Origin of the sequence: Kangiella japonica, from assembly GCF_039523535.1 — a bacterium.
Classification (GTDB): domain Bacteria; phylum Pseudomonadota; class Gammaproteobacteria; order Enterobacterales; family Kangiellaceae; genus Kangiella; species Kangiella japonica.
Window position 1 is genome coordinate 332,903 of sequence record NZ_BAAAFM010000001.1, and the last position, 22,209, is coordinate 355,111.

Annotated in this window: 24 protein-coding genes; 12 read left to right on the plus strand and 12 right to left on the minus strand. The window is 42.8% G+C overall.

From position 1 onward, the window contains the following. Nucleotides 1-11: 11 nt before the first annotated feature. The 6 genes from tolA to ABD128_RS01530 all read right to left on the minus strand — a co-directional run bounded on the left by tolA (nt 12) and on the right by ABD128_RS01530 (nt 6,637). A complete protein-coding gene (gene tolA, locus ABD128_RS01505) occupies nt 12-992 on the minus strand; it encodes a cell envelope integrity protein TolA (RefSeq protein ID WP_343985515.1) in 981 nt (326 codons plus the stop codon). A 9-nt stretch (nt 993-1,001) separates the two neighbouring features. Beyond that, the gene (gene tolR, locus ABD128_RS01510) at nt 1,002-1,442 is read right to left on the minus strand and encodes a protein TolR (RefSeq protein WP_110200965.1); all 441 of its coding nucleotides are present in this window, start codon (nt 1,440-1,442) and stop codon (nt 1,002-1,004) included. An 11-nt stretch (nt 1,443-1,453) separates the two neighbouring features. Beyond that, entirely contained in the window at nt 1,454-2,116 is a 663-nt protein-coding gene (tolQ, locus tag ABD128_RS01515) for a protein TolQ (RefSeq protein ID WP_343986544.1), read from the minus strand. Between the two features lie 4 nt (nt 2,117-2,120). After that, nucleotides 2,121-2,567, minus strand: coding sequence for a tol-pal system-associated acyl-CoA thioesterase (ybgC, locus tag ABD128_RS01520; protein ID WP_343986547.1), 447 nt, complete (start codon nt 2,565-2,567; stop codon nt 2,121-2,123). Between the two features lie 116 nt (nt 2,568-2,683). Beyond that, the gene (gene ruvB, locus ABD128_RS01525; protein WP_343985518.1) at nt 2,684-3,706 is read right to left on the minus strand and encodes a Holliday junction branch migration DNA helicase RuvB; all 1,023 of its coding nucleotides are present in this window, start codon (nt 3,704-3,706) and stop codon (nt 2,684-2,686) included. A 1,017-nt stretch (nt 3,707-4,723) separates the two neighbouring features. Next, a complete protein-coding gene (locus ABD128_RS01530; RefSeq protein WP_343985520.1) occupies nt 4,724-6,637 on the minus strand; it encodes an ATP-binding cassette domain-containing protein in 1,914 nt (637 codons plus the stop codon). Between the two features lie 259 nt (nt 6,638-6,896). On the opposite strand from ABD128_RS01530, the gene ABD128_RS01535 reads away from it, so the two are divergent. The 9 genes from ABD128_RS01535 to ABD128_RS01575 all read left to right on the plus strand — a co-directional run bounded on the left by ABD128_RS01535 (nt 6,897) and on the right by ABD128_RS01575 (nt 11,939). Beyond that, nucleotides 6,897-7,202 carry a hypothetical protein gene (locus ABD128_RS01535; protein WP_343985522.1) on the plus strand — a complete coding sequence of 102 codons (306 nt, stop codon included), beginning with the start codon at nt 6,897-6,899 and terminating at the stop codon, nt 7,200-7,202. Nucleotides 7,203-7,283: 81 nt separating this feature from the next. Further along, a complete protein-coding gene (locus ABD128_RS01540; RefSeq protein ID WP_343985524.1) occupies nt 7,284-7,634 on the plus strand; it encodes a hypothetical protein in 351 nt (116 codons plus the stop codon). A 205-nt stretch (nt 7,635-7,839) separates the two neighbouring features. Next, entirely contained in the window at nt 7,840-8,088 is a 249-nt protein-coding gene (locus ABD128_RS01545) for a DUF6868 family protein (protein ID WP_343985526.1), read from the plus strand. An 85-nt stretch (nt 8,089-8,173) separates the two neighbouring features. Next, entirely contained in the window at nt 8,174-8,536 is a 363-nt protein-coding gene (locus tag ABD128_RS01550) for a hypothetical protein (protein ID WP_343985528.1), read from the plus strand. 243 nt (nt 8,537-8,779) lie between these two features. Continuing rightward, the gene (locus ABD128_RS01555) at nt 8,780-9,310 is read left to right on the plus strand and encodes an REP-associated tyrosine transposase (protein WP_343985530.1); all 531 of its coding nucleotides are present in this window, start codon (nt 8,780-8,782) and stop codon (nt 9,308-9,310) included. A gap of 110 nt (nt 9,311-9,420) precedes the next feature. Further along, complete coding sequence (locus ABD128_RS01560; protein ID WP_343985532.1) at nt 9,421-9,981, plus strand: VF530 family protein; 561 nt, start codon at nt 9,421-9,423, stop codon at nt 9,979-9,981. Nucleotides 9,982-9,994: 13 nt separating this feature from the next. Further along, nucleotides 9,995-10,189: a hypothetical protein gene (locus ABD128_RS01565; RefSeq protein WP_343985534.1), complete on the plus strand. Its 195-nt coding sequence runs from the start codon at nt 9,995-9,997 to the stop codon at nt 10,187-10,189. A gap of 113 nt (nt 10,190-10,302) precedes the next feature. Next, entirely contained in the window at nt 10,303-10,551 is a 249-nt protein-coding gene (locus tag ABD128_RS01570) for an RNA recognition motif domain-containing protein (protein WP_343985536.1), read from the plus strand. 104 nt (nt 10,552-10,655) lie between these two features. Then, the gene (locus tag ABD128_RS01575) at nt 10,656-11,939 is read left to right on the plus strand and encodes a sensor domain-containing phosphodiesterase (protein WP_343985538.1); all 1,284 of its coding nucleotides are present in this window, start codon (nt 10,656-10,658) and stop codon (nt 11,937-11,939) included. Between the two features lie 3 nt (nt 11,940-11,942). Here the strand turns inward: ABD128_RS01575 and ABD128_RS01580 are convergent, their stop codons facing one another. Next, nucleotides 11,943-12,443 (minus strand): hypothetical protein, encoded by a 501-nt coding sequence (locus ABD128_RS01580; protein WP_343985540.1) that lies wholly within the window; start codon nt 12,441-12,443, stop codon nt 11,943-11,945. A 140-nt stretch (nt 12,444-12,583) separates the two neighbouring features. On the opposite strand from ABD128_RS01580, the gene ABD128_RS01585 reads away from it, so the two are divergent. Continuing rightward, entirely contained in the window at nt 12,584-13,141 is a 558-nt protein-coding gene (locus ABD128_RS01585) for a hypothetical protein (protein WP_343985542.1), read from the plus strand. Between the two features lie 53 nt (nt 13,142-13,194). On the opposite strand, the gene ruvA is transcribed toward ABD128_RS01585, so the two are convergent. The 4 genes from ruvA to aspS all read right to left on the minus strand — a co-directional run bounded on the left by ruvA (nt 13,195) and on the right by aspS (nt 17,751). Further along, nucleotides 13,195-13,812, minus strand: coding sequence for a Holliday junction branch migration protein RuvA (gene ruvA / locus ABD128_RS01590; RefSeq protein WP_343985544.1), 618 nt, complete (start codon nt 13,810-13,812; stop codon nt 13,195-13,197). Further along, complete coding sequence (ruvC, locus tag ABD128_RS01595) at nt 13,809-14,339, minus strand: crossover junction endodeoxyribonuclease RuvC (RefSeq protein ID WP_343985546.1); 531 nt, start codon at nt 14,337-14,339, stop codon at nt 13,809-13,811. The genes ruvA and ruvC overlap by 4 nt, the downstream gene beginning before the upstream one ends. Before the next feature lie 478 nt (nt 14,340-14,817). Next, nucleotides 14,818-15,561 carry a YebC/PmpR family DNA-binding transcriptional regulator gene (locus tag ABD128_RS01600; protein WP_343985548.1) on the minus strand — a complete coding sequence of 248 codons (744 nt, stop codon included), beginning with the start codon at nt 15,559-15,561 and terminating at the stop codon, nt 14,818-14,820. Between the two features lie 429 nt (nt 15,562-15,990). Next, nucleotides 15,991-17,751 (minus strand): aspartate--tRNA ligase, encoded by a 1,761-nt coding sequence (gene aspS / locus ABD128_RS01605; RefSeq protein WP_343986549.1) that lies wholly within the window; start codon nt 17,749-17,751, stop codon nt 15,991-15,993. A gap of 311 nt (nt 17,752-18,062) precedes the next feature. Here aspS and olsF point away from each other — a divergent pair, with 311 nt between their 5' ends. Next, nucleotides 18,063-19,763, plus strand: coding sequence for a bifunctional ornithine lipid synthase OlsF (gene olsF / locus ABD128_RS01610; RefSeq protein ID WP_343985550.1), 1,701 nt, complete (start codon nt 18,063-18,065; stop codon nt 19,761-19,763). A gap of 238 nt (nt 19,764-20,001) precedes the next feature. After that, nucleotides 20,002-21,648, plus strand: coding sequence for an amidohydrolase (locus tag ABD128_RS01615; protein WP_343985552.1), 1,647 nt, complete (start codon nt 20,002-20,004; stop codon nt 21,646-21,648). Between the two features lie 103 nt (nt 21,649-21,751). On the opposite strand, the gene ABD128_RS01620 is transcribed toward ABD128_RS01615, so the two are convergent. After that, complete coding sequence (locus ABD128_RS01620; RefSeq protein ID WP_343985554.1) at nt 21,752-22,012, minus strand: hypothetical protein; 261 nt, start codon at nt 22,010-22,012, stop codon at nt 21,752-21,754. Nucleotides 22,013-22,209: the final 197 nt, after the last annotated feature.

A 22,209-nucleotide genomic window follows, 5' to 3' on the forward strand; every position in this document is an offset into this window, starting at 1 on the left:
CTCTCTTATATTTAATCTTTTAAACTCGGATCAAACGTAAACCTAATAACTCTTAACTCTTTAATCACAGCAGGATTTTCGGAGTAAGGCAACGGTGAAGCACGATTAATCGCCGCAACACCAGTCTGACAGTAAGCTTCCTGGCCATCAACAACAATAGTTTCTAGCACTACGCCCCCCGGAGCGGTTCTAATCTCAATCGTACATGAACCTGGTGACGAAGGCTTATTCCACAAACGAATCAACTTGCTTTGGATCTGTGCCTTGATTTTTTCAAGCTCAGTTAATGCCTGTGCCTTTTTGACATCGCCTTCCATTGCATCGAAAAACTCACCTTCTTGAGCCGCTAGCTCTTCAAGGAGTCGTTGCTCTTCTTCTCTACGTTTACGCTCAGCTTCTTCACGCTTTTTGCGTTCAGCCTCTTCTTTCTTGCGTTTTTCTTCAGCCTTACGTTTTTTCTCAGCTTCTTCTTTCTTGCGCTTCTCTTCAGCCAAACGCTTTTTCTCAGCTTCCGCTTCTTTGCGTTTACGTTCAGCCTCTTCCTTCTTGCGTTTCTCTTCGTCTAATTTTTTCTTCTCAGCTTCTTCTTTTTTACGCTTTTCTTCCTCAAGCTTTTTCTCTAGCGCTATTTTTTTCTTACGCTCGAGCTCCGCCTGCTCTTTAGCCTGCTTTTCTGCTTCGGCTTTTTCTTTCGTTTTTTGTTCAGCAACCTTCTTTTGACGCTCAATCTCTTGCTGCTTCGCTTTTTCTTGCTCGAGTTTTTTCTGACGTTCTTTTTCGCGCTTTTCTAACTCAGCTTTTGAAGGCTCATTTTTGGCCGGAGGTGGCGTCTGCTTCGGTGCTTGCGCGATTCGCGCTTGAATCGGTGCATCCACGTATTTGTGTTCAGGAATATTGGGCTGCCAAATAAATTTCCAAACAACAGCACCGATCAGTACTAAGTGCAGTACGACCGATAAAATAATAGGCAGAATGTTTTTCTTATTAGACAAAGTTGTCACCTACTCAGGTTGCTGTGTCATAAGACCAACATTTTCTATCCCTGCGACCTTCCTCAATTGATCCATCAATTCTATAACTTCACCATAAGAAACTGACTTATCACCATTGATATAAATAGGTGAACTCGGTGACTTTTCAAGTTCGCTAACAACTTTTTCTAGAAGCTCTTCGCGACTCATAGGCTGGGCTCTACTATCTGGAGAAGCACCGATATCAAGATAGTATTGTTCTTCGCTATCGAAAGAGACAATAAATGGCGTTTCTTCATCCGAAGAAATTACCTCAGAGTCCGCCGTCGGCAAGTCAACCTGAATACCTGCGGTGATTAATGGCGCGGTAATCATAAAGATCACCAATAAAACCAGCATCACATCAATGTAAGGAACCACATTGATTTCAGCGTTAAGTCGACGTCTTTGTCTACGTACAAGTTGCGGCATAATAGTCGACCTTAGCTGTGTGCCTTACGGTGCAAAATTCCAGAAAACTCTTCTAAGAAATTTTCATAGCGAATTTCAATGCGCTGCAAACGATTAGTAAAACGGTTGTAGGCGATTACAGCAGGAATTGCAGCGAAAAGGCCCATTGCCGTCGCGATCAAGGCTTCCGCAATACCTGGCGCAACCATGGCGAGTGTGGCTTGTTTAACGCTACCTAACGCAATAAACGAGGTCATAATGCCCCATACGGTACCGAATAAGCCGATATAAGGCGTTACCGAGCCAACCGTCGCCAAGAACGATAGGTTCTGCTCTAACTTTTCCACTTCACGACTGTGAGCTACGCGCATCGCACGGTGAGTCCCATCCATCACAGCTTCAGGGCTGACACCGCTTTGTTGACGCAAACGGATGAACTCTCGGTAGCCGGCAATAAACAAAGATTCAAGCCCCTGTTTTTTCTGCTGACTTTGAGACAATTCAGTAGATAGTTTGCTCAAGTCAATGCCTGACCAAAACTTGTCTTCAAACTCTTTGCTTTTTTTCGATGCCGTATTAAGAACCGACGAACGCTGAAAGATCAACGCCCAAGACATCACAGAAACAATCAAAAGTAACAGCATAATAAGCTGTACAGGAATACTGGCGTCTAAAATTAAACCAGCAATGGACATGTCGTTAGCACCATTCACGTGCAATCTCCTCTTGTAAATAATTCGGCATAGGAGCAGGCGTCATGGTGTCCATATCTACGCAAGCCACTCGTATTGTTGCCTTATTCACTATTTGTTGTTTATTGTCATCGGATGCTTCAACAAGGCTTTCGTCAACACGATGAATCTCTTGTTCAAAAATCACGCTCGCTTTTCTAACTGAGCTAATGCGCGTTTTAACAACCAACTGGTCATTAAAACGGGCTGGGCGAATATACTTTGCATCGACATGGGCAACGGCAAACGCCAGCCCCTTATCAATAAGCACATCCTGCTCCCAACCCAATGAACGCAACCATTCCGTACGGCCACGCTCATAAAACTTTAAGTAATTCGCGTAGTAAACCACACCAGCGACATCAGTATCTTCGTAATAGACCCTAACTGGCCAATTAAATTCACGTGCCATTATTCAATGCCCTGCTATTATAACGATTCACTCTCGGAAAAGTGTTAAGGCTATCCCGAAAAAGTATTCTTAACGAAAATTTACTTCTTACTTTTTTAACAAACTTTGTATATCAAAGATTATTTATTAAATAAGTCATCCGAAGAAGGGATGATCCCAAAGTGCTCATAGGCATGCTTCGTTGCTACGCGGCCTCTGGGGGTCCGCTGAATAAAACCTTGTTGAATTAAGAAAGGTTCTAAAACATCATCAATCGTATCGCGCTCTTCGCCAATCGCCGCTGCTAAAGTATCTAAGCCAACAGGACCACCACCGAACTTCTCGATAATCGTCAGCAACAACTTGCGATCCATCGTATCAAAGCCTTTTGCATCAACGTCAAGCATATCCAATGCGCGATCCGCCACTTTATCCGTAATTAAGCCATCCGACTTGATTTCAGCAAAATCGCGTACTCGGCGTAATAAACGGTTAGCGATACGTGGCGTACCACGAGAGCGTCGTGCAATCTCATGTGCTCCAGACTCTTCAATCTGTAGGCCCAAAATCTTAGCCGAACGCATCACGATGCCCGTGAGGTCTTTAATATTATAAAATTCAAGACGTTGCACAATGCCGAAACGGTCGCGCAGTGGCGAAGTCAATAAGCCTGCTCTTGTCGTCGCACCAACAAGCGTAAACGGCGGTAATTCAACCTTAATCGAACGTGCGGCAGGACCTTCACCAATCATAATATCAAGTTGGTAGTCCTCCATCGCCGGATACAACACCTCTTCCACGTGAGGGCTAAGCCTATGAATTTCATCAATAAATAGGACATCATTTGGCTCAAGATTGGTCAGCATAGCGGCCAAATCGCCCGCCTTTTCAAGAACAGGCCCTGAGGTATGCTTAATACCAACATTCATCTCATTAGCGATAATATTAGAAAGCGTCGTTTTGCCAAGCCCAGGAGGGCCGAAAATTAAAACATGATCCAAAGCTTCTTTACGCATCTGAGCCGCTTTAAGGAAAATCTCCATCTGCTCACGCACCTTTTCCTGCCCAACGTAGTCCTGCAAAGTGGTTGGGCGAATAGCGCGATCAAGCTGCTCTTCGTCAGTGGTCTCAGTTGGATTTATTATTCTATCGTGTTCAATCATTAATTGTGGGTGCTCATGGCAGCAAACGCTTATTGCGGTTAAGTCTACCAAGCCTCAGGCTTAGATGGAACCAAAACTAAGCCTTTTCCATATTTGGCCAGATTCCGCCTTTTTCTTGTTAATTTAATGGGTTAGAAGGTTTTTTAAGCTAATTGGGCTCCATTAATTAAAGCCATCTGAAAAGAATATCCGACTTTGCGAGGAATAACATGACGAAGCAATCTCAATCCTAATAACCACAAGACAAAACGCTCAGAAAACGTAAGCACTCTCGAGCTTGTCATCCTGAATTTAATTCAGGATCTTAGTGTAAGGTAAGAAATCATCTAAAGAGTACTACTCTCTCCATACTCCTAAGATTCCAAATTAAATTTGGAATGACATCCCTTGCCGTCTTTGCGAGGAATAACATGACGTAGCAATCTCAATCCTAATAACCACAAGACTAAACGCTCAGAAATCGTAAGCACTCTCGAGCCTGTCATCCTGAATTCAATTCAGGATCTTAGTGTAAGGTAAGAAATCATCTAAAGAGTACCGCCCGCTCCATACTCCTAAGATTCCAAATTAAATTTGGAATGACAACCCTTGTCGTCTTTGCGAGGAATAACATGACGAAGCAATCTCAATCCTAATAACCACAAGACAAAACGCTCAGAAAACGTAAGCACTCCCAAGCTTGTCATCCTGAATTTAATTCAGGATCTTAGTGTAAAGTAAGAAATCACCTAAAGAGTACCACCCACTCCATACCCCTAAGATTCCAAATTAAAATTGGAATGACAATCCTTGTCGTCTTTGCGAGGATTGACAGATAATGTCGTCTTTGCGAGGAATAGCATGACGAAGCAATCTCAATCCTAAAAACCACAAGACAAAATGCTCAGAAATCGTAAGCACTCTCGAGCCTGTCATCCTGAATTCAATTCAGGATCTTAGTATAACGAAAGAAATCATCTAAAGAGTACCGCCCCTCCATACCCCTAAGGTTCCAAATTAAATTTGGAATGACAACCCTTACCCTTCAAGCTCTTCGTTCAGCATCAGCCAGTCTTCTTCAAGTGTTTCCAAGCGCTGATTAACCTCACCATACTCGGTGCTTAATTCCGCTAACTTGCCTTTGTTGGCATCGTCATACAAAGTCTGATCGGCCATTAACTCATCCAGCTCAGCTTTTCGCGTTTGAACCTTGTCGAGCTCCTGCTCAACCTTTCTCAGCTTGTTTTTCAAAGGCTGCAAAGCTTTTCGCTTCTCGGCTTCGATTCGACGTTGCTCTTTTCGTGAGACCTCAGGCTGTTGCTCTGAAGGCGCGTCATCCGCCTTATCTTTGTTCGAACGACGCTCGATACTCGATTGCTCAAGCGCCCACTTGGCATAATCGTCTAAGTCACCCTCAAAAGGCTTCACGCCACCGTCAGCCACCAAATACAAATCATCAGTCACTGTTCTTAACATGTGTTTGTCGTGCGACACTAACACCACCGCGCCCTCGAACCCTTGCAGTGCCACGGTCATGGCGTGACGCATTTCTAAGTCTAAGTGGTTAGTCGGCTCATCGAGCAACAGTACGTTCGGTTTCGAATAAACCAATAAGGCCAATACCAGTCGTGCTTTTTCACCACCTGAAAAAGGTGCCACAGGCTCTAGCGCTTTATCGCCATGAAAATCAAAACCACCCAAGAAGTTGCGCAGTTCCTGTTCCGTGGCATCAGGATATTCACGCTGTAAATGCTGAATCGGCGACATTTGTGGGTGTAATTGTTCAAGCTGGTGCTGCGCGAAATAACCAATATTCAGATGCTTAGCTTCGATTCTCTCACCTGACTGCACCGCTAACTCGCCCGCTAAAACCTTAATTAAGGTCGATTTACCGGCGCCATTTTTGCCCAAAAGGCCTATGCGATCGTTGGGTAATAAAGTAAAACCAACCTTGTTAAGAATCGTCACTGGGCCTGTATCAGTATCGTAACCGGCACTGACACTTTTTAATTGCATCAAAGGGCTTGGTACATGACCCAGCTCAGGAAAACGGAAATTAAACGGGGAGTCCACATGAGCCGCTGAAATCTTTTCCATACGCTCCAAAGCCTTAACTCGGCTTTGCGCCTGCTTGGCCTTGCTCGCCTTGGCTTTAAAGCGATCGACATAGGATTGCATGTGGGCAATTTCTTTTTGCTGACGCTCGTAATTCGCTTGCTGCTGCGCCAACTGCTCGGCACGCTGTAATTCGAAACTGGAATAATTGCCGCTGTAAAGTTTGATGCGCTGCTGTTCGATATGCGCCACACGGTTAATCACGCGGTCGAGAAAATCTCTGTCGTGCGAAATCAATAAAACCGCGCCTTGATAGGTCTCTAGCCACTTTTCGAGCCACACCACCGCCTCGAAATCCAAGTGGTTCGTCGGCTCATCGAGCAATAACAAGTCCGAACGACACATCAACGCCTGCGCCAAATTCAAGCGCATCCGCCAACCGCCCGAGAAACTCGATACCGGCAATTGTTCCTGTTCAGCGCTAAAGCCCAAGCCGTGCATCAAAGCTCCAGCTCGCGCCCTTGCCGCGTAGCCCTGAATCGAATTGAGTTGTTGGTGAAGCTTACCGATAGCATGACCATCTTCCTCAGCTTCCGCCTTGGCCAAAGCCGCCTCAATCTCACACAGCTCGACATCACCCTCAATCACATACTCCAACGCCGACGTCTCCACCGCAGGCGTCTCCTGACGCACGCTCGAAATCGTCACATTCCCCGCCATCGAGAAATTGCCCGAATCCTCCTCAAGCTCCCCACGGATCAAAGCGAACAACGACGACTTACCGGTACCATTAGCCCCAGTAACACCAACCTTATCCTTCGGGTTGATGATAAAACTCGCGTTTTCAAATAATACTTTTTTACCACGGCGAAGCGCCATGTTCTCGAAAAACAGCATGTAATTATGGATTGATAAAAGTTGTGGACATTATAAAGGTAAGTGGTGCGAGTACAATTGGAATCATCAGGAATAAGGAGAGATAGGGCTTTGCGGAAGATTCGCGCTAATTAAAAGGGTTTGGTAGTATCCATTAAGATAAACCCGACATTGGTGTCAGTTTTGCTAGGTATTAGCGATTATAAATAAACAAACTAAATCAAAAGGTTATCCGTTTTGTCCGATAGTTTGATGTTTCGTTATAGGAGAATGCAGCACTATGTTAGCTGAAATAATTTCAATTATTGCTGTTCTAGTTGCGGGCTTATCTGCCTTATATGCTCGCTGGGCAGTCAACGAGGCAAAAAAAGCGAATGAGCTTAATCGTTTTGAGGCGCTTCTAGGTTTGAAAAGTAGTTATTTAAATGAAATGGATACTCAAATTCGTCTTGCTAAGGATTGGGGCGAAAATGATAGTTACGCACAAGCTTGCCGCGATAAATTTACTAAAGCAGATACTAAGTACCGCGAGATTTGCAAAGAGCTAGATGCATACTATTTCCAGTTGGTCAAAACAACTAATTAAGAATTAACGGGCAAGTGAGCATACGTTGGGGTTCGCAGGTTCTCCCAGCCTACATACTCTCAAATAAGACAGGAAGTAAAAATGAATAAAATAATCATCGCATTAACAACCTTAGTAATTACCATAAACATATCCGCATGTGGAGGCTCGTCACCAGAAGAGAAAAAAGAAAAAACTTGTCAAGACGGTATATTGGCCTATCAATACGCTAAAGACTTTATTAAAAATAGATTAAAGGCACCATCGACAGCAGAATTCCCTTCATTTAGGGGAGTTAGCCATACATATAAAGGTAAATGTTCTCACCGTATAACTGGAGCTGTTGATGCTCAAAATTCTTTTGGTGCAAAAATCAGAAATAGGTTTGATGTCACAGTTAGATATAATAAAGAAAAAGAGACTTATTCTCTTGAAAGCTTATCACTAAAATAACTCGTGTAGGGTGCGTCTAGACGCACCGAAATTACCGAATAAAGCTTAATGGTGCGTTATAACGCACCCTACAACCTACGCCCTGTCACGTTCCCTTAAGCTCCCCTCTATTCCCTCTCTGTTACACCACTTAAACAAAGCAATACTCTTTCACCATGACGAGTAGTATAGTGAAGTATCGAATACTTCACTAAGTGGTGAGTCTATGATTACGTTAGCGCAGTTAACCGAGCTATTAGGATGGGCGGCTGTCATTAATATCGCTTATTTGATTTTGGCGTCGGTTATGATTATGACTATGAAGGGCAAAATATCCTCAATTCATAAGAAGATGTTTAATATAGATGATAAAGACGTTGATGCTTTATATTTCAACTTTTTAGGAAACTATAAGGTTGTGACGCTGGTGTTTTTCGTTGTGCCCTACTTTGCATTGAAGATTATGGGTTACTAAAGCATTTATCGTAAGGTGCTCCTCATTATTTTTCCGATTAGTATGTCTGAGGATCTTTGAGGAAGCTAAAGCGGGGAGTTTTAATATGGTCATTCTCTTAAAAGTTCTGTTGTCATCAATAACCTTGGCGACCTGTTTCTACGCTGCTGGTGCCTTTGGTATTGGTATTTGGACAATTCTCTTTTTTATTCTAGGTGTATTTCTACTACTCTCGGTATATTTCAAACGGTTTTATACAGCTTCAGTAATGATGGCTAGAGCTATGGGCGTCTTATCACTGGTAGCTTTTTTATTGTTAATGCTAGCCGCGACGGTAGGTGGCTCCTTTAACCTGTCTGAAAGCAACAAAGTTGTCGCAGTTTCCCTAGCAGTTATGACAGTTCTCGGTTGCGCGTTCTTCTTGGTTAAGAGTAAGCATAGCGGTGAAAATCATAAGTCTAGTGAGTAATTGTTAAGCAAACGTAGCCTCGAAGGAACAAAGTGACTTCGAGGTTTTAATCCAAACTTTAACGACTTCCCTCGATTACGACCGAAGGAAGTGCTCCAAAGGCATTCCCAAAGGTCTCCTGTGGTGCGCTACCGCTAATCGAGGCTACTCAACATCCGAGCACGCTAAATCTGCTAGAGGCTACAAAAATATAAACCCTTTTGCTATATTCCACCTTCCAGCACAATTGATAAGGATATCAATATGGTTCAATACCGTCGAAACAGGGTTGAAGGCGCTTCTTATTACTTCACTGTTAATCTAAACGATCGTTCTAAAGACTACCTAACTCGATATATACACGACCTTCGTCATAGCTTTCGTGTTTGCAGGGCATCAATGCCGTTTACTATAGACGTCACTGTAATCTTACCTGAACATTTACACTGTATTTGGACTTTACCAGATGATGGCTCAAACTACTCAGCCCGTTGGCGGAAAGTAAAAACTACCTTCACCCAGCGTTTAATACAGCAAAATATAAACATTTCTAAAGATCGGCATGGTCAATATAACTTATGGCAAAGACGGTATTGGGAGCGCACGATACGTAATGACAAGGAGTTTTCTGCCTACGTGGACTATATCCATTATAATCCTGTAAAACATGGTTATGTCTCTAAAGTGCAAGATTGGAAATATTCTTCATTTCACAGATTTGTACGCGAAGGTAAATTATCTCGTGACTGGGGCGGAGAAAACTTAACCAATACGCTAGGACTTGTTGGTGAATAACCTCGAAGTCACTTTGTTCCTTCGAGGCTACATTAATATCTGCTTTTCGTGCTAGTTTGGCTATTCATCGTTATAATGAGTCGATATAGCTCTTTTTGCTGGAATATTGAATGTCTGAAGAAATAAATTACAAGAACAACCCTCTGAATGGCGTGGGTTTGAAGGCCTTAGTGACGGAATTGGTCGATCACTATGGTTTTGAGATTCTCCATGCTTACCTAAATCTTAACTGCTTTAAGACCAACCCTAGCGTCGAGTCTAGCGTTAAGTTCCTTAAGAAAACTGACTGGGCGCGCGAGAAAGTGGAGGCTTTTTATATGTATCAGTATAAAAGCTTACCGCCAGTATCGTCCGAGCAGTTTAATATTCCGCCACGTGATCGCATCGTGTCTGATGACGAAAAGCCAGGCGAGCCGGCAAAGTTAAGCTTAGAAGATGCTGAGAAATTGCAGGAAAAACGTGTGGCAAAGGCAGAAGAGTACAGCAAAAGCGGTGGTCGTGGCTTTGGCAATAAGCGAGGCAACGAAAGAGCCGGCGCTTCACGCGGTCGAGATTATAATAAAAGCTACGGTAACAAATCCGATAGTCGATCAGGCAATCGCGGCAAAAGCCACAGCTCATCGACTAGCAGTGACCCTTGGGGACAATGGAAAGATAAGTCCGAGGAGTAGTTTTCAGCGGAGAATGTCCTTCTATGACATTCTCAATGGTTTTAACCTTAAAAGCGGAGTTTTTGATATGGGTTTATGGGGATTTTTAAGTATTTGCGTTATTGCAGGCGTTATTTTTGTCATGTATGCGTCCTATCTCGACCACAAGAAAGAGTTGAGAAAAATGGAGTTGGAAGCTCAAAAGAACAATAAAGAGAAGGTCGAGTAATTACATAGACCTCTTTGCTCAGCTCAATCTGATGATGCCTGTATTAATTTAAACAGCACTGTGAAGTTACTAATGGTATGATGCGTTTCACAGTTTGGAAATTAGATTAATTTATGAAATTATTGGTAAGAAATCTTGCTCGCACGACTACTGAAGAGCAAGTAACAGAGTTATTTGAGGAATACGGCATAGTTCAGTGGTGTAAGCTCATCATGGATAAAGCCACCGGTGGCTCTAAAGGCTTCGGTTTTGTTGAGATGCCCAAGCCAGGCGAGGCAAAAGTTGCTGTTAAAAACCTTAACGGCAGAAGTATTGACGGTAATAAGATTCGAGTAAAAAAAGCTGACGATAAAGAGGATTAGTACCTCTTACATCTCGGGCAAGGTTTATCAGCCTTGCCTGTCTGAAGTTGAAGCATTAGCTTTTTAGTAGTAGTCTAGGTAGGTGTTTATATGAAGGAATATATATGGAACGAGCAACTAACCCAGCCTACGAAATATCACCTGACTTAGACATTTTCAAAAGTTTCTTTGATATTAGCCTCAGTCATGTTGATGATGATTGGACCGAAATCGTCCAGAAACTCCTTAACTCTCTACGCGAGCACCTCAATATGGAGGTGGCCTTTCTTAGCAAGTTTATCAATGGTAAACGTCGCTTCCAAGTGATTAGCCAGATTAACAACTCTAATATTGAAGTCGGTGCTGAAGATACCTTATGTGAAAGCTATTGCTATAACATTGTTCAACTAAGCCTCCCTCAGATTATTAAGGACACTAAGGACTATAAAATAACCAGTGATTTGGAAATTACTAAAAAGCTCAATATAGGCTCTTATATTGGCGTTCCGGTAGTGCTTTCTGACGGAAGGGTTTATGGCACACTATGTGTTTTTAAAGGCGTTGCAGACTCTCAACTTAATCAAAAAGATTTAGCTTATGTCAGAGTAATTGCTGACCTTAGCGCGACAATTATAGAGATTCAAAAAAGTAGCGCCAGTATCGACTCGGATTTGAAGGATAATATCCGAAAAGTCATCTCCAACGGTTCTTTATTAGTTAAGTTACAACCCGTTGTAAACTTAAAGAATGGTGAGATTATAGGCTATGAAGTTCTTTCTAGGATTAACCAGGGAAAGTGGGCTCCGCAAAAGTTCTTTGAGTCAGCGGTCTACGCAGGATTATCAGAGGAAGCCACAAATAAAGTTTTAGAGCTAGCCCAAGAAACCCTATCTAAACTACCTAGCAACACCAACCTCTCAGTTAACATCACTCCAGATCTTTTAACCAACAATTCATTTATGTCCTCGTTGGCGAGTTCAGGACTTTCGCTTGAACGGTTAGTCTTAGAGATAACCGAACACAGCCTCATCGATGATTATAATGTTGTGACAAAGATTTTAGCTCCTTTACGTGAAAAAGGATTGAGAATTGCGGTCGACGATGCTGGTGCAGGTTATTCTAGTTTAAGGCATGTGATCGCTTTAAAACCAGACTTCGTGAAGCTTGATATGACCTTAACTAGAGATATTCATAGCGATAAAACCAAACAAGCATTGATGAAAGCTCTTATGAGTTTTGCAAAAGAACGGAAATTTGAGTTGGTGACCGAAGGGATTGAAACAATAAAAGAATTAAGGGTATTACAGTCGATTGGCGTGCGAGCCGGCCAAGGTTATTTATTTGATAAGCCCCAATCAGTTGAGTACTTTAAAAATAAAAACCAATATAACTTGTTGGAACTCAAATAGGGTTTAATCCTGCAAGCTATGACTCAGCGCTTCAATATCTTTTGTAGTAATTATCAAGTCGCGCTTTAAATGCTCGAACGTTATTGATACAGCATCCTGAGCTCGGCCGATGTATCCTAGCCTGTTTAAACCCACTCGATAACCGTAACCCAAGAAGTCTTTAGCAGGATTTCCTTCGTACTTTTTAACCGTACGAATTTTATTAAGCGGATAAGCGCGCTTCCCAACAACACCCAAACTTAATACCAACTCATTATCGTCGACTTTTATATTGATTTTGAGGTTTGACACATAATAAGTAAGCAGTGCTGTCAGAATAAAAATGACCAATGCCCATGAAGGTGGCAAAGCATTTTCTCCAACGGGCAGCTCAAGAAACTCTTGCGCAATATACATATAGCCAAATAAGCCCATCACGATAAAAAGCATCAGGACTACCAACTTAATCACTGTAGGCGGCATCATTGCTTGGGTTTCTTGGTAACGATATTTTTTATCGGCCATAGCTTATAGAAGTTGTATATTAAGTGCTTAGTTTAGTTGATTCCATTGTCATGGCGCAACCGCAAAACATTTGCCCTAACGTATAAATCACTTTAGACTCAATGATTATTATTCATACAAAACAATAAGATGGGGCAGTTATGAAGGCGAACCTTACTTTGTTAACGATTTTTTTATTAGTGATGTCGCTAAACTCCACTATCGCTCACTCGGCGAACAATAGTGCGGCATTGACACAAGAGGAAGAAGCGCTATGGCAAGAGGTTTTTGCTGATGATCAGTCTCAAACACAACCTAAAAAGCAGACGATAAATGAAGGCAGTATCAACCTCACGGGACAATGGGTTGGCTATTTTGAGTACGATATGCCAAAAGGCCAACCGGAAGGAATGTTTACTGCCGTGGTCAAGGAACAAGGCAATGAATTCTCAATGTCTTTCCTAGAGCCACGTAACCACGCAACGAAGTACGTTCAAGCAGCACTAACCATAGACGCGAAGCGTCAGGGTAAGTACCTATCCTTTACAAAGAGTTACGGCAATTATGACACCGTGGTCCAATATAATTTAATTATCAGACATAACGGACTGGTCATGGATGGGACATGGAGAATCAACGATAATGTTTATGGCCGAGCATTCTTCTATAGGCTAAAACTAGATGAGCTTAAAGAACTTAAGCAACAATCTGAAATCTAGTCACTCTAAGAAAAAAGCTGCACATACCTTATTAATCGTGCAGCTCTGTCCTTTTATCCAGCCAACTGTCTCAAAGCCAGACGAATAATTTCTTCGCTCTTTAACCCTTCGCTTTCAACCTGTGAAATAGCTTTGCTCGCTTGCTGTGGCTTGTAGCCTAACGCAACTAAAGCGCTCACCGCTTCCTGAGTGACATCACCGACTCGAAAAGAGGTTTGTACCGCACCACCAGATTCTGAGCTTTCAGGTAGGCCTGAAATAGACCACTCTTTTAAGCGATCAGACATCTCAACCAACAAACGCTCAGCAGTTTTCTTACCAACGCCAGGCAATTTAATTAGGCGGTCTACGTTATTGTCGTGAATCGTCATAACGAATTCATCCGCTTCCATTCCAGACAATATCGCCAAGGCCAACTTAGGACCAACTCCGTTAACTTTGATCAATTCACGGAATAAGTTTTTATCCTTATTACTAATAAAGCCGTATAGCGCATGAAGATTTTCGGAAACCGATAAGTGAGTGGCGACAATCGCCTCGGCACCTTCATCAGGCAACTGATAAAACGTCGTCATCGGCACTTGAATTTCATAACCGACGCCAGCGCTAGTTTCTATAATGATAAATGGTGGTGTTTTTTCTATTAATATCCCACGAATTCGACCAATCAACGTAACCGTCCTCTTGCTATAGTTTTTGCCCCTTTTAACTGCGCTAAACCTTGGCTCGTATTGGCGTGACACAAGGCGATCGCCAGTGCATCAGCAGCGTCAGCTTGTGGGCTTGATGATAATTTTAGAAGCATTTTTACCATGTGTTGAACCTGCGTCTTATCGGCGGCGCCAGTTCCAACGACCGACTGCTTAACTTTTCGTGCAGGGTATTCAAATACCGGCAATGCATAATGCGAAGCGCCAACGATAGCAGCTCCCCTCGCCTGCCCAAGTTTTAATGCAGAGTCTGCATTCTTAGACATAAAAACCGACTCGATGGCAAACTCATCAGGTTTAAACTCAAGAATCAACTCGCACACGCTATCAAAGATTTGTTTCAGCTTTAAATCCAGAGATTCATTTTTGATACGAATACAGCCGCTGGTTATATAACGTGGTTTATTCACAGGAATATCGCCACCGACTTCAATTATCCCGAAGCCAGTAATGCGTGAGCCGGGATCGATGCCAAGTATTATTGCCATTTATATTGTTATCCCGTCATTGCGAGGAGTGAGTGTTAATCGACGAAGCAGTCTCATAGCTCATAAAACTATGTTCTATTAAAGAGTGTTAATCATACCACGACTAAAAGATATTGCTGTTGGATTTTCTGAATGAAACAAATGCAGAGTGTATTAGACTTAAATCCCTCACCTTCTGTGTGAGATAGGACTGAAAAAATACAGCAGAGGCGTGGGAAAGATTTTATAAAAATCGGAGTCACTCAAAACCCGAATAAAGAGCCTAGCTGAAACTGCAACCACTCCTATAGATACCCTTTTAAGCGTCAATCGTGATGGCTAGACGGATAAAATTCTTGTATGACTTGTTTATCCAAGTCTAGAAATGAATTAGATGCAGCTGAGGCGCGGCAAAAGTTTTATAAAAAGCGGAGTTTACAAAATGTAAATGAGCACTTTTAGAAAACTTTTAACAAAGCCTCAGCAAATATAAACATTTCTATAGGTTATCGTAGGATTCCGCTGGAATATCCGCATTCGTATACACATTTTGCGTATCGTCAAGCTCTTCCAAACGATCAATCAAACGAATCACTTTAGCACCTTCGGAAACATCTAACTCGGCCTGAGTCGAAGGAAGCATAGTTACTTCAGCATTTTCAGCTTCAAAGCCTGCTTCTTTAAGCGCTTCTTTGACGTCTAAAAAATCTTCCGGTGTCGTTAACACTTCAAATGAACCATCATCATGAGTGATAAAATCTTCTGCACCAGCTTCTAAGGCCGCTTCCATCAGTTCATCTTCATTAAAGTTGTCACCAAAAACAAACTGACCGCGTTTTTCAAAAAGGTAGGCGACCGAACCGCTAGTTCCTAAGTTGCCGCCGTGCTTAGTAAAAGCATGGCGCACTTCGCCGACTGTACGGTTTTTGTTGTCCGTCATGCACTCTACAAGAATCGCCACACCGCCTGGGCCATAACCTTCGTAGTTTAACTCTTCGTAGTTATCGCCTTCGGCGTTGCCCGTACCACGGTCAATCGCTTTCTCGATGGTATCTTTTTTCATGTTAGCGCCAAGCGCTTTATCCATAGCGGCACGCAGACGTGGGTTGTCATTCGGATCACCGCCACCTTCGCGTGCAGCTACAACAAGCTCACGAATAATTTTAGTAAAGATTTTTCCACGTTTTGCATCTTGGGCAGCTTTGCGGTGTTTGATGTTTGCCCATTTACTGTGACCCGCCATTTTATACTCCTCTCGAACTTTTGGTCGTCACAATTTCTTTGTTATAAAGTTTGTTCGAGATTGTCATTTACGAATATGTAAAATCCGCACTCTCTCAAACTTTATGCCTCGAAATTGCTTAGCCCAAAGCGTTCTCTTACTTAACTTTTTACAGTTTCTTTTCTACAGGCTTTAGCTCTAACCTGCCTTTTCTAACTAAAAGCGCAGCAGGCACTTAGCCTAAAGCGTTCTCTTACTTATTTTTTTACAGTTTACTTTTCTACAGGCTTTATCTCTAACCTGCCTTTTCTGACTAAAAGCGCATCAGGCACTTGGCTCTTTTATGCCTGAGTAGATTGCCACGGCTCCAACGAAGCCTCACAATGACACTAATACATTACGTCATTGCGAGTCACATAAGTGGCGAAGCAATCTCTTTATCATCTTCCTTTATGACCCTTTCTTTTTGATTTCGATACCAAGTTCATCAAGCAATTTACTTTCGATGTTGCTTGGTGCTTGTGTCAAAGGACAGCTCGCTGTGGTCGTTTTCGGGAACGCAATAACATCGCGAATCGAGTCAGCGCCAACCATCAGCATGACCAAACGGTCTAGACCGAACGCTAAACCACCGTGCGGTGGGCAGCCGAACTTTAAGGCATCCAATAAGAAGCCGAACTTTTCACGTTGTTCTGTTTCGTCGATACCTAAAATACCAAACACGGCTTCCTGCATTTCTTCGCTATGAATACGCACAGAACCACCGCCTACTTCGCTACCATTCAAGACCATGTCGTATGCTTTTGATAAGGTACCTGTTGGGTTCGCTTTAACCGCTTCAACGTCGTCTTCTTTTGGCGCAGTGAACGGATGGTGTAGCGCATGAATCTGGCCATCAATCTCTTCAAACATTGGGAAGTCGACAACCCAAAGTGGTTTCCACTCATCTTTAACTAACCCTAAATCTTGAGCAGTTTTTAAACGTAGCGCGCCCATGGCATCGGCAACCGTCATCTTTGTGTCTGAGCCAAAGAAGATAATATCACCTTCTTGTGCACCCACTTTTTCGATGATGTTAAGCGCTACCTCTTCGCCTAAGAATTTCAACACTGGGCTTTGGATACCTTCGGCGCCAGCACCATTAATCTTCATCCACGCTAAGCCTTTAGCGCCATAAACACCCACATACTTAGTGTATTCATCAATTTGTTTACGACTAAACTGTGCGCCACCAGGAACACGAAGCGCTGCTACGCGACTTTTTTCGTCATTAGCTGGGCCAGAGAATACTTTAAACTCAACGTCTTTGACTAACTCATCAACCGTAACCAGCTCAGTGTCCATACGCAGATCAGGCTTATCGGAACCATAACGCTCCATCGCTTCGGCGTATGGCATACGTGGGAATTCAGGTAAGTCGATATCTTTAAGCTCCTTGAATAGATGACGAATCAAGCCTTCCATTAACTGCATGATTTCTTCTTGGTTCAAGAAGGAGGTCTCGATATCTAACTGAGTAAATTCTGGCTGGCGATCCGCACGTAAATCTTCGTCACGGAAACATTTCACTATTTGGTAATAGCGATCAAAGCCAGACATCATCAACAACTGTTTAAACAGCTGTGGTGACTGTGGCAAGGCGTAGAAAGAACCTTTATGTACACGGCTCGGCACTAAATAGTCACGCGCACCTTCTGGCGTAGCTTTCGTTAATATTGGCGTTTCAACGTCAATAAAACCGTGCTCATCCATGTAACGGCGCATGGCGCTGGTGACTTTGTGACGGAAGATAATTTTCTCCGCCATTTCTGGACGACGAAGGTCAAGGTAACGGTATTTTAGACGCTGCTCTTCTGAAGCTTCCAGATTTTCATCAATCGGAATCGCTGGTGGCTTAGCGCGGTTTAAGATTTCTAGCTCTTGCGCTAGAACTTCGATGTCGCCTGAAGCCATGTTTTTATTGATCATTTCTTCAGGACGAGCACGCACTTGGCCTTTAACCTGCACCACAAATTCATTACGCAGCTGCTCGGCTGTGCTGAACAACTCTTCAAAGTCAGGATCGACAACTACTTGTATAACGCCACTACGATCGCGCAACTGTAAAAAGATTAAGCCACCTAAATCGCGACGGCGGTGAATCCAGCCTGACAAAGTAACTGTTTGATTTTCTTCGTTTTTCGATAATTCACCACAGTAGTGGCTACGCATTTCAGTTGCCATAATCTCGTATCTGCCTAACGCTTGGTTGTAGTTTTAAAATGTTGTTTAAAAGTACTGATAAACAATATTGATGGGCAGCTATCCAATAGGTACCCAGAAGACGCCATATAGTACGTCAGACAAGGGTTTGTCGCAAGTTACCCTTGAACCCTGACTGTGATTATTTTTGTCATAGAAGTGTCTTTTTTGTGCCACAAGCGTGTCACAGAGTGCCTCAATAATGATAAACATGAATATTATCTTACAGAAAGTTCTGTCACATACTGATCACATACAACGACAAAACAAGGCGGCGGCTTATGATTGACAGTAAAGAAGTGGTTACTCGGTTTTTGCCTCAGTTAGATCATTCTCCTAAGTTACAATCTGGCGTAACTCGGATACTCGCTCGACTCTTTCATCAAGATGAAGTCAATGATTTCATACGACAAAACAACCACATGTCTCATGTGGATTTCCTTGAGGCAGTAAACCAGAGATTAGGCCTCAGCTATTCAGTTTCTAACTCTAGTTTAGAAAACATCCCAGTTTCCGGTAGAGTGGTTATCATTGCGAACCACCCCTTGGGCTCTCTTGATGGCCTAGCTCTACTGGCTTTAATCCATTCGGTGCGAAAAGACGTCAAAGTGGTGGTTAACGAACTATTATGGTCAATGTCTCCACTTAGACCATTCTTTTTACCAGTTAATAACCTTGGCCAAGAGAAAAACCCTAAAACTAATTTAGCCAATATCCATCAAGCCCTAAAGTCAGAAGAAGCTGTAATCTTCTTCCCCGCTGGCGAAGTTTCCCGACTCACAGTCAAAGGCGTCCGCGACGGAAAATGGCACTCAGGTTTCTTAAAGGTAGCTAAACAAACCCAGTCACCAATACTGCCGATTCATGTAGGTGGCAAAAACTCACGGTTTTTTTACGGTTTTTCTTTAATCGCCAAACCCTTGAGTGCGCTTTTTTTAGTTCGTGAAATGTTCAAAAACGTCTCACTTACCCTGCCAATAAAGGTTGGTAAGTTGATTCCCTTCTCGTCCTTTAGCGGTATGTTGCCAAGTAGCAAAGAAAGTATTACGCGATTTAAGCAGCAGGTTTACAGACTAAAGCATGAGCGTTCTGATTTGTTTGAAACAGAGCGAGCAATTGCTCATCCTGAAAATCGAAAAGCCTTAGTTAATGAGCTCGCTAGCTGCGACCTTCTTGGCGAAACAGCAGACGGTAAAAGTATCTATTTACTTGAAAACACGCGAGATTCATCCGTACTTCGGGAAATCGGCAGATTACGCGAAGTATCATTCAGAGCGGTTGGCGAAGGAACTGGTAACCGTCGTGATACGGATAAATACGATTATTACTACAAACATATTGTTTTATGGGATCACACAGACATGGAAATTGTCGGCAGTTATAGAATTGCCGACATTCACAAATTAAAACCCGAGCAATCCCTCTATTCAGAAACTATCTTTAGTTACGAAGATAGCCTGCAAAAAAAATTCCCAATGGCCATGGAGCTAGGTCGAAGCTTTATACAACCTCAATATTGGGGCAAGCGTAGTTTAGATTATTTATGGTATGGCATAGGGGCTTATATTCGGCAAAATCCTCATATCCGCTACTTATTCGGCGCTGTTAGTCTGAGTAATGACTACCCTGCGTTCGCAAAGGATATGCTTGCTTATTATTTCAGTACCTATTATGGCTCCAAAATCAATCTAGCGCGCTCGTTTAACCCTTACCGCATAAAGCCTGTACAAAAAGCGAAACTTGAACGATTGTTTAATCGTTTAGATAAAACAGAAGGCTTTAAAGTTCTAAAACGCGAGCTGTCTTCTATGGGTGTGTCGGTACCAACATTATTTAAACAATATAGTGAATTGTGCGAGGACGGTGGTGTAATCTTTTACGATTTTGGGACTGACCCTGACTTTGGTGATTGCGTGGACAGCGTTGTTTGGGTTGATATGCTCAAGCTCAAAGACAGGAAGCGCAAGCGATATATTGATTAATGCTATAGACTATCACTGCATTTGTGCTGATGTGCTGCACCTTTTCCAGTCAGCCACAGCTATAAGCTTGCAGAAATAGATCCCGCTTGGCGCTTTCTTTTGGGATCAATTGATGAATATCCATTATATATAACTATTTGTTACCTCTTAATTATTTAAAATCAAACGCTTAGAAGCCTTTAACTTGGTTAAAAGTTGTATTAGAGTAGTCTCATTCGTCCTAACAATAAGTAATTCCATGAAGAAGATATTCAGCATACTTTTTGGTTGTTCTTTAGCTGGTTTAATAGCCTTAAATTCAGCACAAGCGCTACCAACTCTCCTGCACAACGTCAAAGGCTACACCATCAAAGATGGCGAGTTAGAGAGTTTTGACAGCATTTTATTCGAAAATGGCGTCATTTTAGACACAGGTTCGCACGATGAGCTGGCTAAAAAAAGTAGCTTTAGTATTGCTTTAGACGGCAAAGGCAAAACTTTATTGCCTGGTCTTATTGACGCTCACGGCCATATTTTAGGTTTAGGCTTGAATTTGATGCGCGTCGATCTTCGTGGCATTGACTCTGAAGGGGAAGCCGTTTCAAAAGTAAAAACATATGCGATAAATAACGATGCTCGATGGATTCTTGGGCGTGGCTGGAATCAGGTTCTTTGGCTTAACAAAGAATTCCCTACCAAGCATTCTCTGGATAAAGCCATTAGCGACAAGCCCGTATGGTTAAGACGCATCGATGGTCATGCTGGCTGGGCTAACTCAAAGGCTCTAGAGCTTGCAGGAATTACAAAAGATACTCCCGATCCTGAGGGGGGCAAAATTATCCGTGACGAGCATGGAAACGCAACAGGTGTTTTGATCGATGCGGCCATGTCATTGGTTGAGAGTAAAATTCCACCAATTAACCGAAAAGAACGCAAAGCTGCGTTAAACCTTGCTTTTAACCACCTCATTAAACTCGGGATTACTTCTGTTCATGACGCAGGTGTTGATTTCGAGACTTATAAATTAATGCTTGAATTATCAGCCAAGGATCGTATCCCTTTACGCGTCTACTCGATGTTAAGCGGCTCTGATCCACGCTTAGAAGCAATGCTAAAATACGGCAAAGTGAATCAGCCCTTTTTAAAGATCCAATCAGTAAAACTCTACACGGACGGCGCCTTAGGCAGCCGAGGCGCGGCATTATTAGAGCCTTATTCAGATGAGCCGGATAATAAAGGGCTGTTGCTGACTGACGAGAAAAAGCTAGAGCAATACTTCAAGCTAATCACAAAGTATGGCTTCCAAGTGAACACCCACGCTATCGGAGATGCGGCTAACCACCTTGTTTTAAAGCAATTAGCTAAGCTCGATAAAGACGTTTCAGCCAAAAAGTTACGCCACAGGATCGAGCATGCGCAAGTGGTAGTGCCTGAGGATATTCCGATGTTTGCCAAGCTCGGTGTCATTGCTTCGATGCAGCCGACCCATGCTACTAGCGATATGAATATGGCTGGCGACAGACTGGGCGAAGAGCGTTTAGAAGGCGCTTATGCTTGGAGAACCTTTTTAGACAATGACGTTATCATTGCATCGGGGTCTGACTTTCCCGTGGAAAAAGCCAATCCATTTTTAGGACTACATGCAGCTGTCACTCGTCAAGATTCGGACAATCAACCTACCGATGGTTGGTTGCCTTCGCAAAGGCTTAGCGTTACTGAAGCACTAAAAAGCTTCACCATCGATGCGGCTTATGCCGGCTTCTGGGAAACCAAGGTCGGCTCTCTTGAGTCTGGAAAAAAGGCTGACTTTATCCTCGTCGATAAAGATATTTTTACCGTTCCAGAAGAACAAATTGATGACGTCCAAGTGTTAGAAACTTGGATTGATGGAAAGCGCGTCCACTAATTTAGTGGCTCAAACTAACTGGATATTTCGATATCAATTACGAAGTAATATCGATGGCTTCAAAGTAATATTCAGCAATAAAAAGTCTGCTACGGCAGGCTTTTTATTTGCCGTGCATTCTATCCAGCTCACTGCGTTTAATGCGCTTTATTGGTGGATTCACCCAAACCGTGTCTAGATTCGAGTGTGAAGTTCTGCTGGCAGCTTCAATTAAAGCCATTTTCTCGTAATCAACGACATAAACGTAATCATCCGCGTCAGAACTTTCGACTAGGTAATCATTTTGTGAGGTGGTATTACACCCTACTAACGCCATGAATCCTAGACCTATAACAGCTAAAAAACCTACTTTTACGCGAGTCATAACCTTACCCTCATATTAATAATGAGAACGCAAACTCACACTCACTACGCTTAGTGTTGTAAGACATAAACTCTCACAACCCTTCGATTGTACAAAAAACAGACAAAAAAGTCTCTGATCACAGCCACATAATACGCTGAAGTAACTTTGTCGACCCTATAATACTTGCTACAATAGCCGACTATTTTGCAATAAAT

Bases quoted from the DNA above. Each gene is read 5' to 3' on its own strand.
- ruvB (WP_343985518.1), bottom strand. From the start codon at position 3,706: ATGATTGAACACGATAGAATAATAAATCCAACTGAGACCACTGACGAA.
- ABD128_RS01565 (WP_343985534.1), top strand. From the start codon at position 9,995: ATGTCCTTCTATGACATTCTCAATGGTTTTAACCTTAAAAGCGGAGTT.
- ABD128_RS01550 (WP_343985528.1), top strand. From the start codon at position 8,174: ATGGTCATTCTCTTAAAAGTTCTGTTGTCATCAATAACCTTGGCGACC.
- tolQ (WP_343986544.1), bottom strand. From the start codon at position 2,116: ATGTCCATTGCTGGTTTAATTTTAGACGCCAGTATTCCTGTACAGCTT.
- ABD128_RS01540 (WP_343985524.1), top strand. From the start codon at position 7,284: ATGAATAAAATAATCATCGCATTAACAACCTTAGTAATTACCATAAAC.
- ABD128_RS01560 (WP_343985532.1), top strand. From the start codon at position 9,421: ATGTCTGAAGAAATAAATTACAAGAACAACCCTCTGAATGGCGTGGGT.
- ABD128_RS01530 (WP_343985520.1), bottom strand. From the start codon at position 6,637: ATGCTGTTTTTCGAGAACATGGCGCTTCGCCGTGGTAAAAAAGTATTA.
- ruvC (WP_343985546.1), bottom strand. From the start codon at position 14,339: ATGGCAATAATACTTGGCATCGATCCCGGCTCACGCATTACTGGCTTC.
- ABD128_RS01535 (WP_343985522.1), top strand. From the start codon at position 6,897: ATGTTAGCTGAAATAATTTCAATTATTGCTGTTCTAGTTGCGGGCTTA.
- ABD128_RS01585 (WP_343985542.1), top strand. From the start codon at position 12,584: ATGAAGGCGAACCTTACTTTGTTAACGATTTTTTTATTAGTGATGTCG.
- ABD128_RS01575 (WP_343985538.1), top strand. From the start codon at position 10,656: ATGGAACGAGCAACTAACCCAGCCTACGAAATATCACCTGACTTAGAC.
- ABD128_RS01600 (WP_343985548.1), bottom strand. From the start codon at position 15,561: ATGGCGGGTCACAGTAAATGGGCAAACATCAAACACCGCAAAGCTGCC.
- aspS (WP_343986549.1), bottom strand. From the start codon at position 17,751: ATGCGTAGCCACTACTGTGGTGAATTATCGAAAAACGAAGAAAATCAA.
- ABD128_RS01580 (WP_343985540.1), bottom strand. From the start codon at position 12,443: ATGGCCGATAAAAAATATCGTTACCAAGAAACCCAAGCAATGATGCCG.
- ABD128_RS01545 (WP_343985526.1), top strand. From the start codon at position 7,840: ATGATTACGTTAGCGCAGTTAACCGAGCTATTAGGATGGGCGGCTGTC.
- ABD128_RS01555 (WP_343985530.1), top strand. From the start codon at position 8,780: ATGGTTCAATACCGTCGAAACAGGGTTGAAGGCGCTTCTTATTACTTC.
- ABD128_RS01615 (WP_343985552.1), top strand. From the start codon at position 20,002: ATGAAGAAGATATTCAGCATACTTTTTGGTTGTTCTTTAGCTGGTTTA.
- olsF (WP_343985550.1), top strand. From the start codon at position 18,063: ATGATTGACAGTAAAGAAGTGGTTACTCGGTTTTTGCCTCAGTTAGAT.
- tolR (WP_110200965.1), bottom strand. From the start codon at position 1,442: ATGCCGCAACTTGTACGTAGACAAAGACGTCGACTTAACGCTGAAATC.
- ABD128_RS01570 (WP_343985536.1), top strand. From the start codon at position 10,303: ATGAAATTATTGGTAAGAAATCTTGCTCGCACGACTACTGAAGAGCAA.
- ABD128_RS01620 (WP_343985554.1), bottom strand. From the start codon at position 22,012: ATGACTCGCGTAAAAGTAGGTTTTTTAGCTGTTATAGGTCTAGGATTC.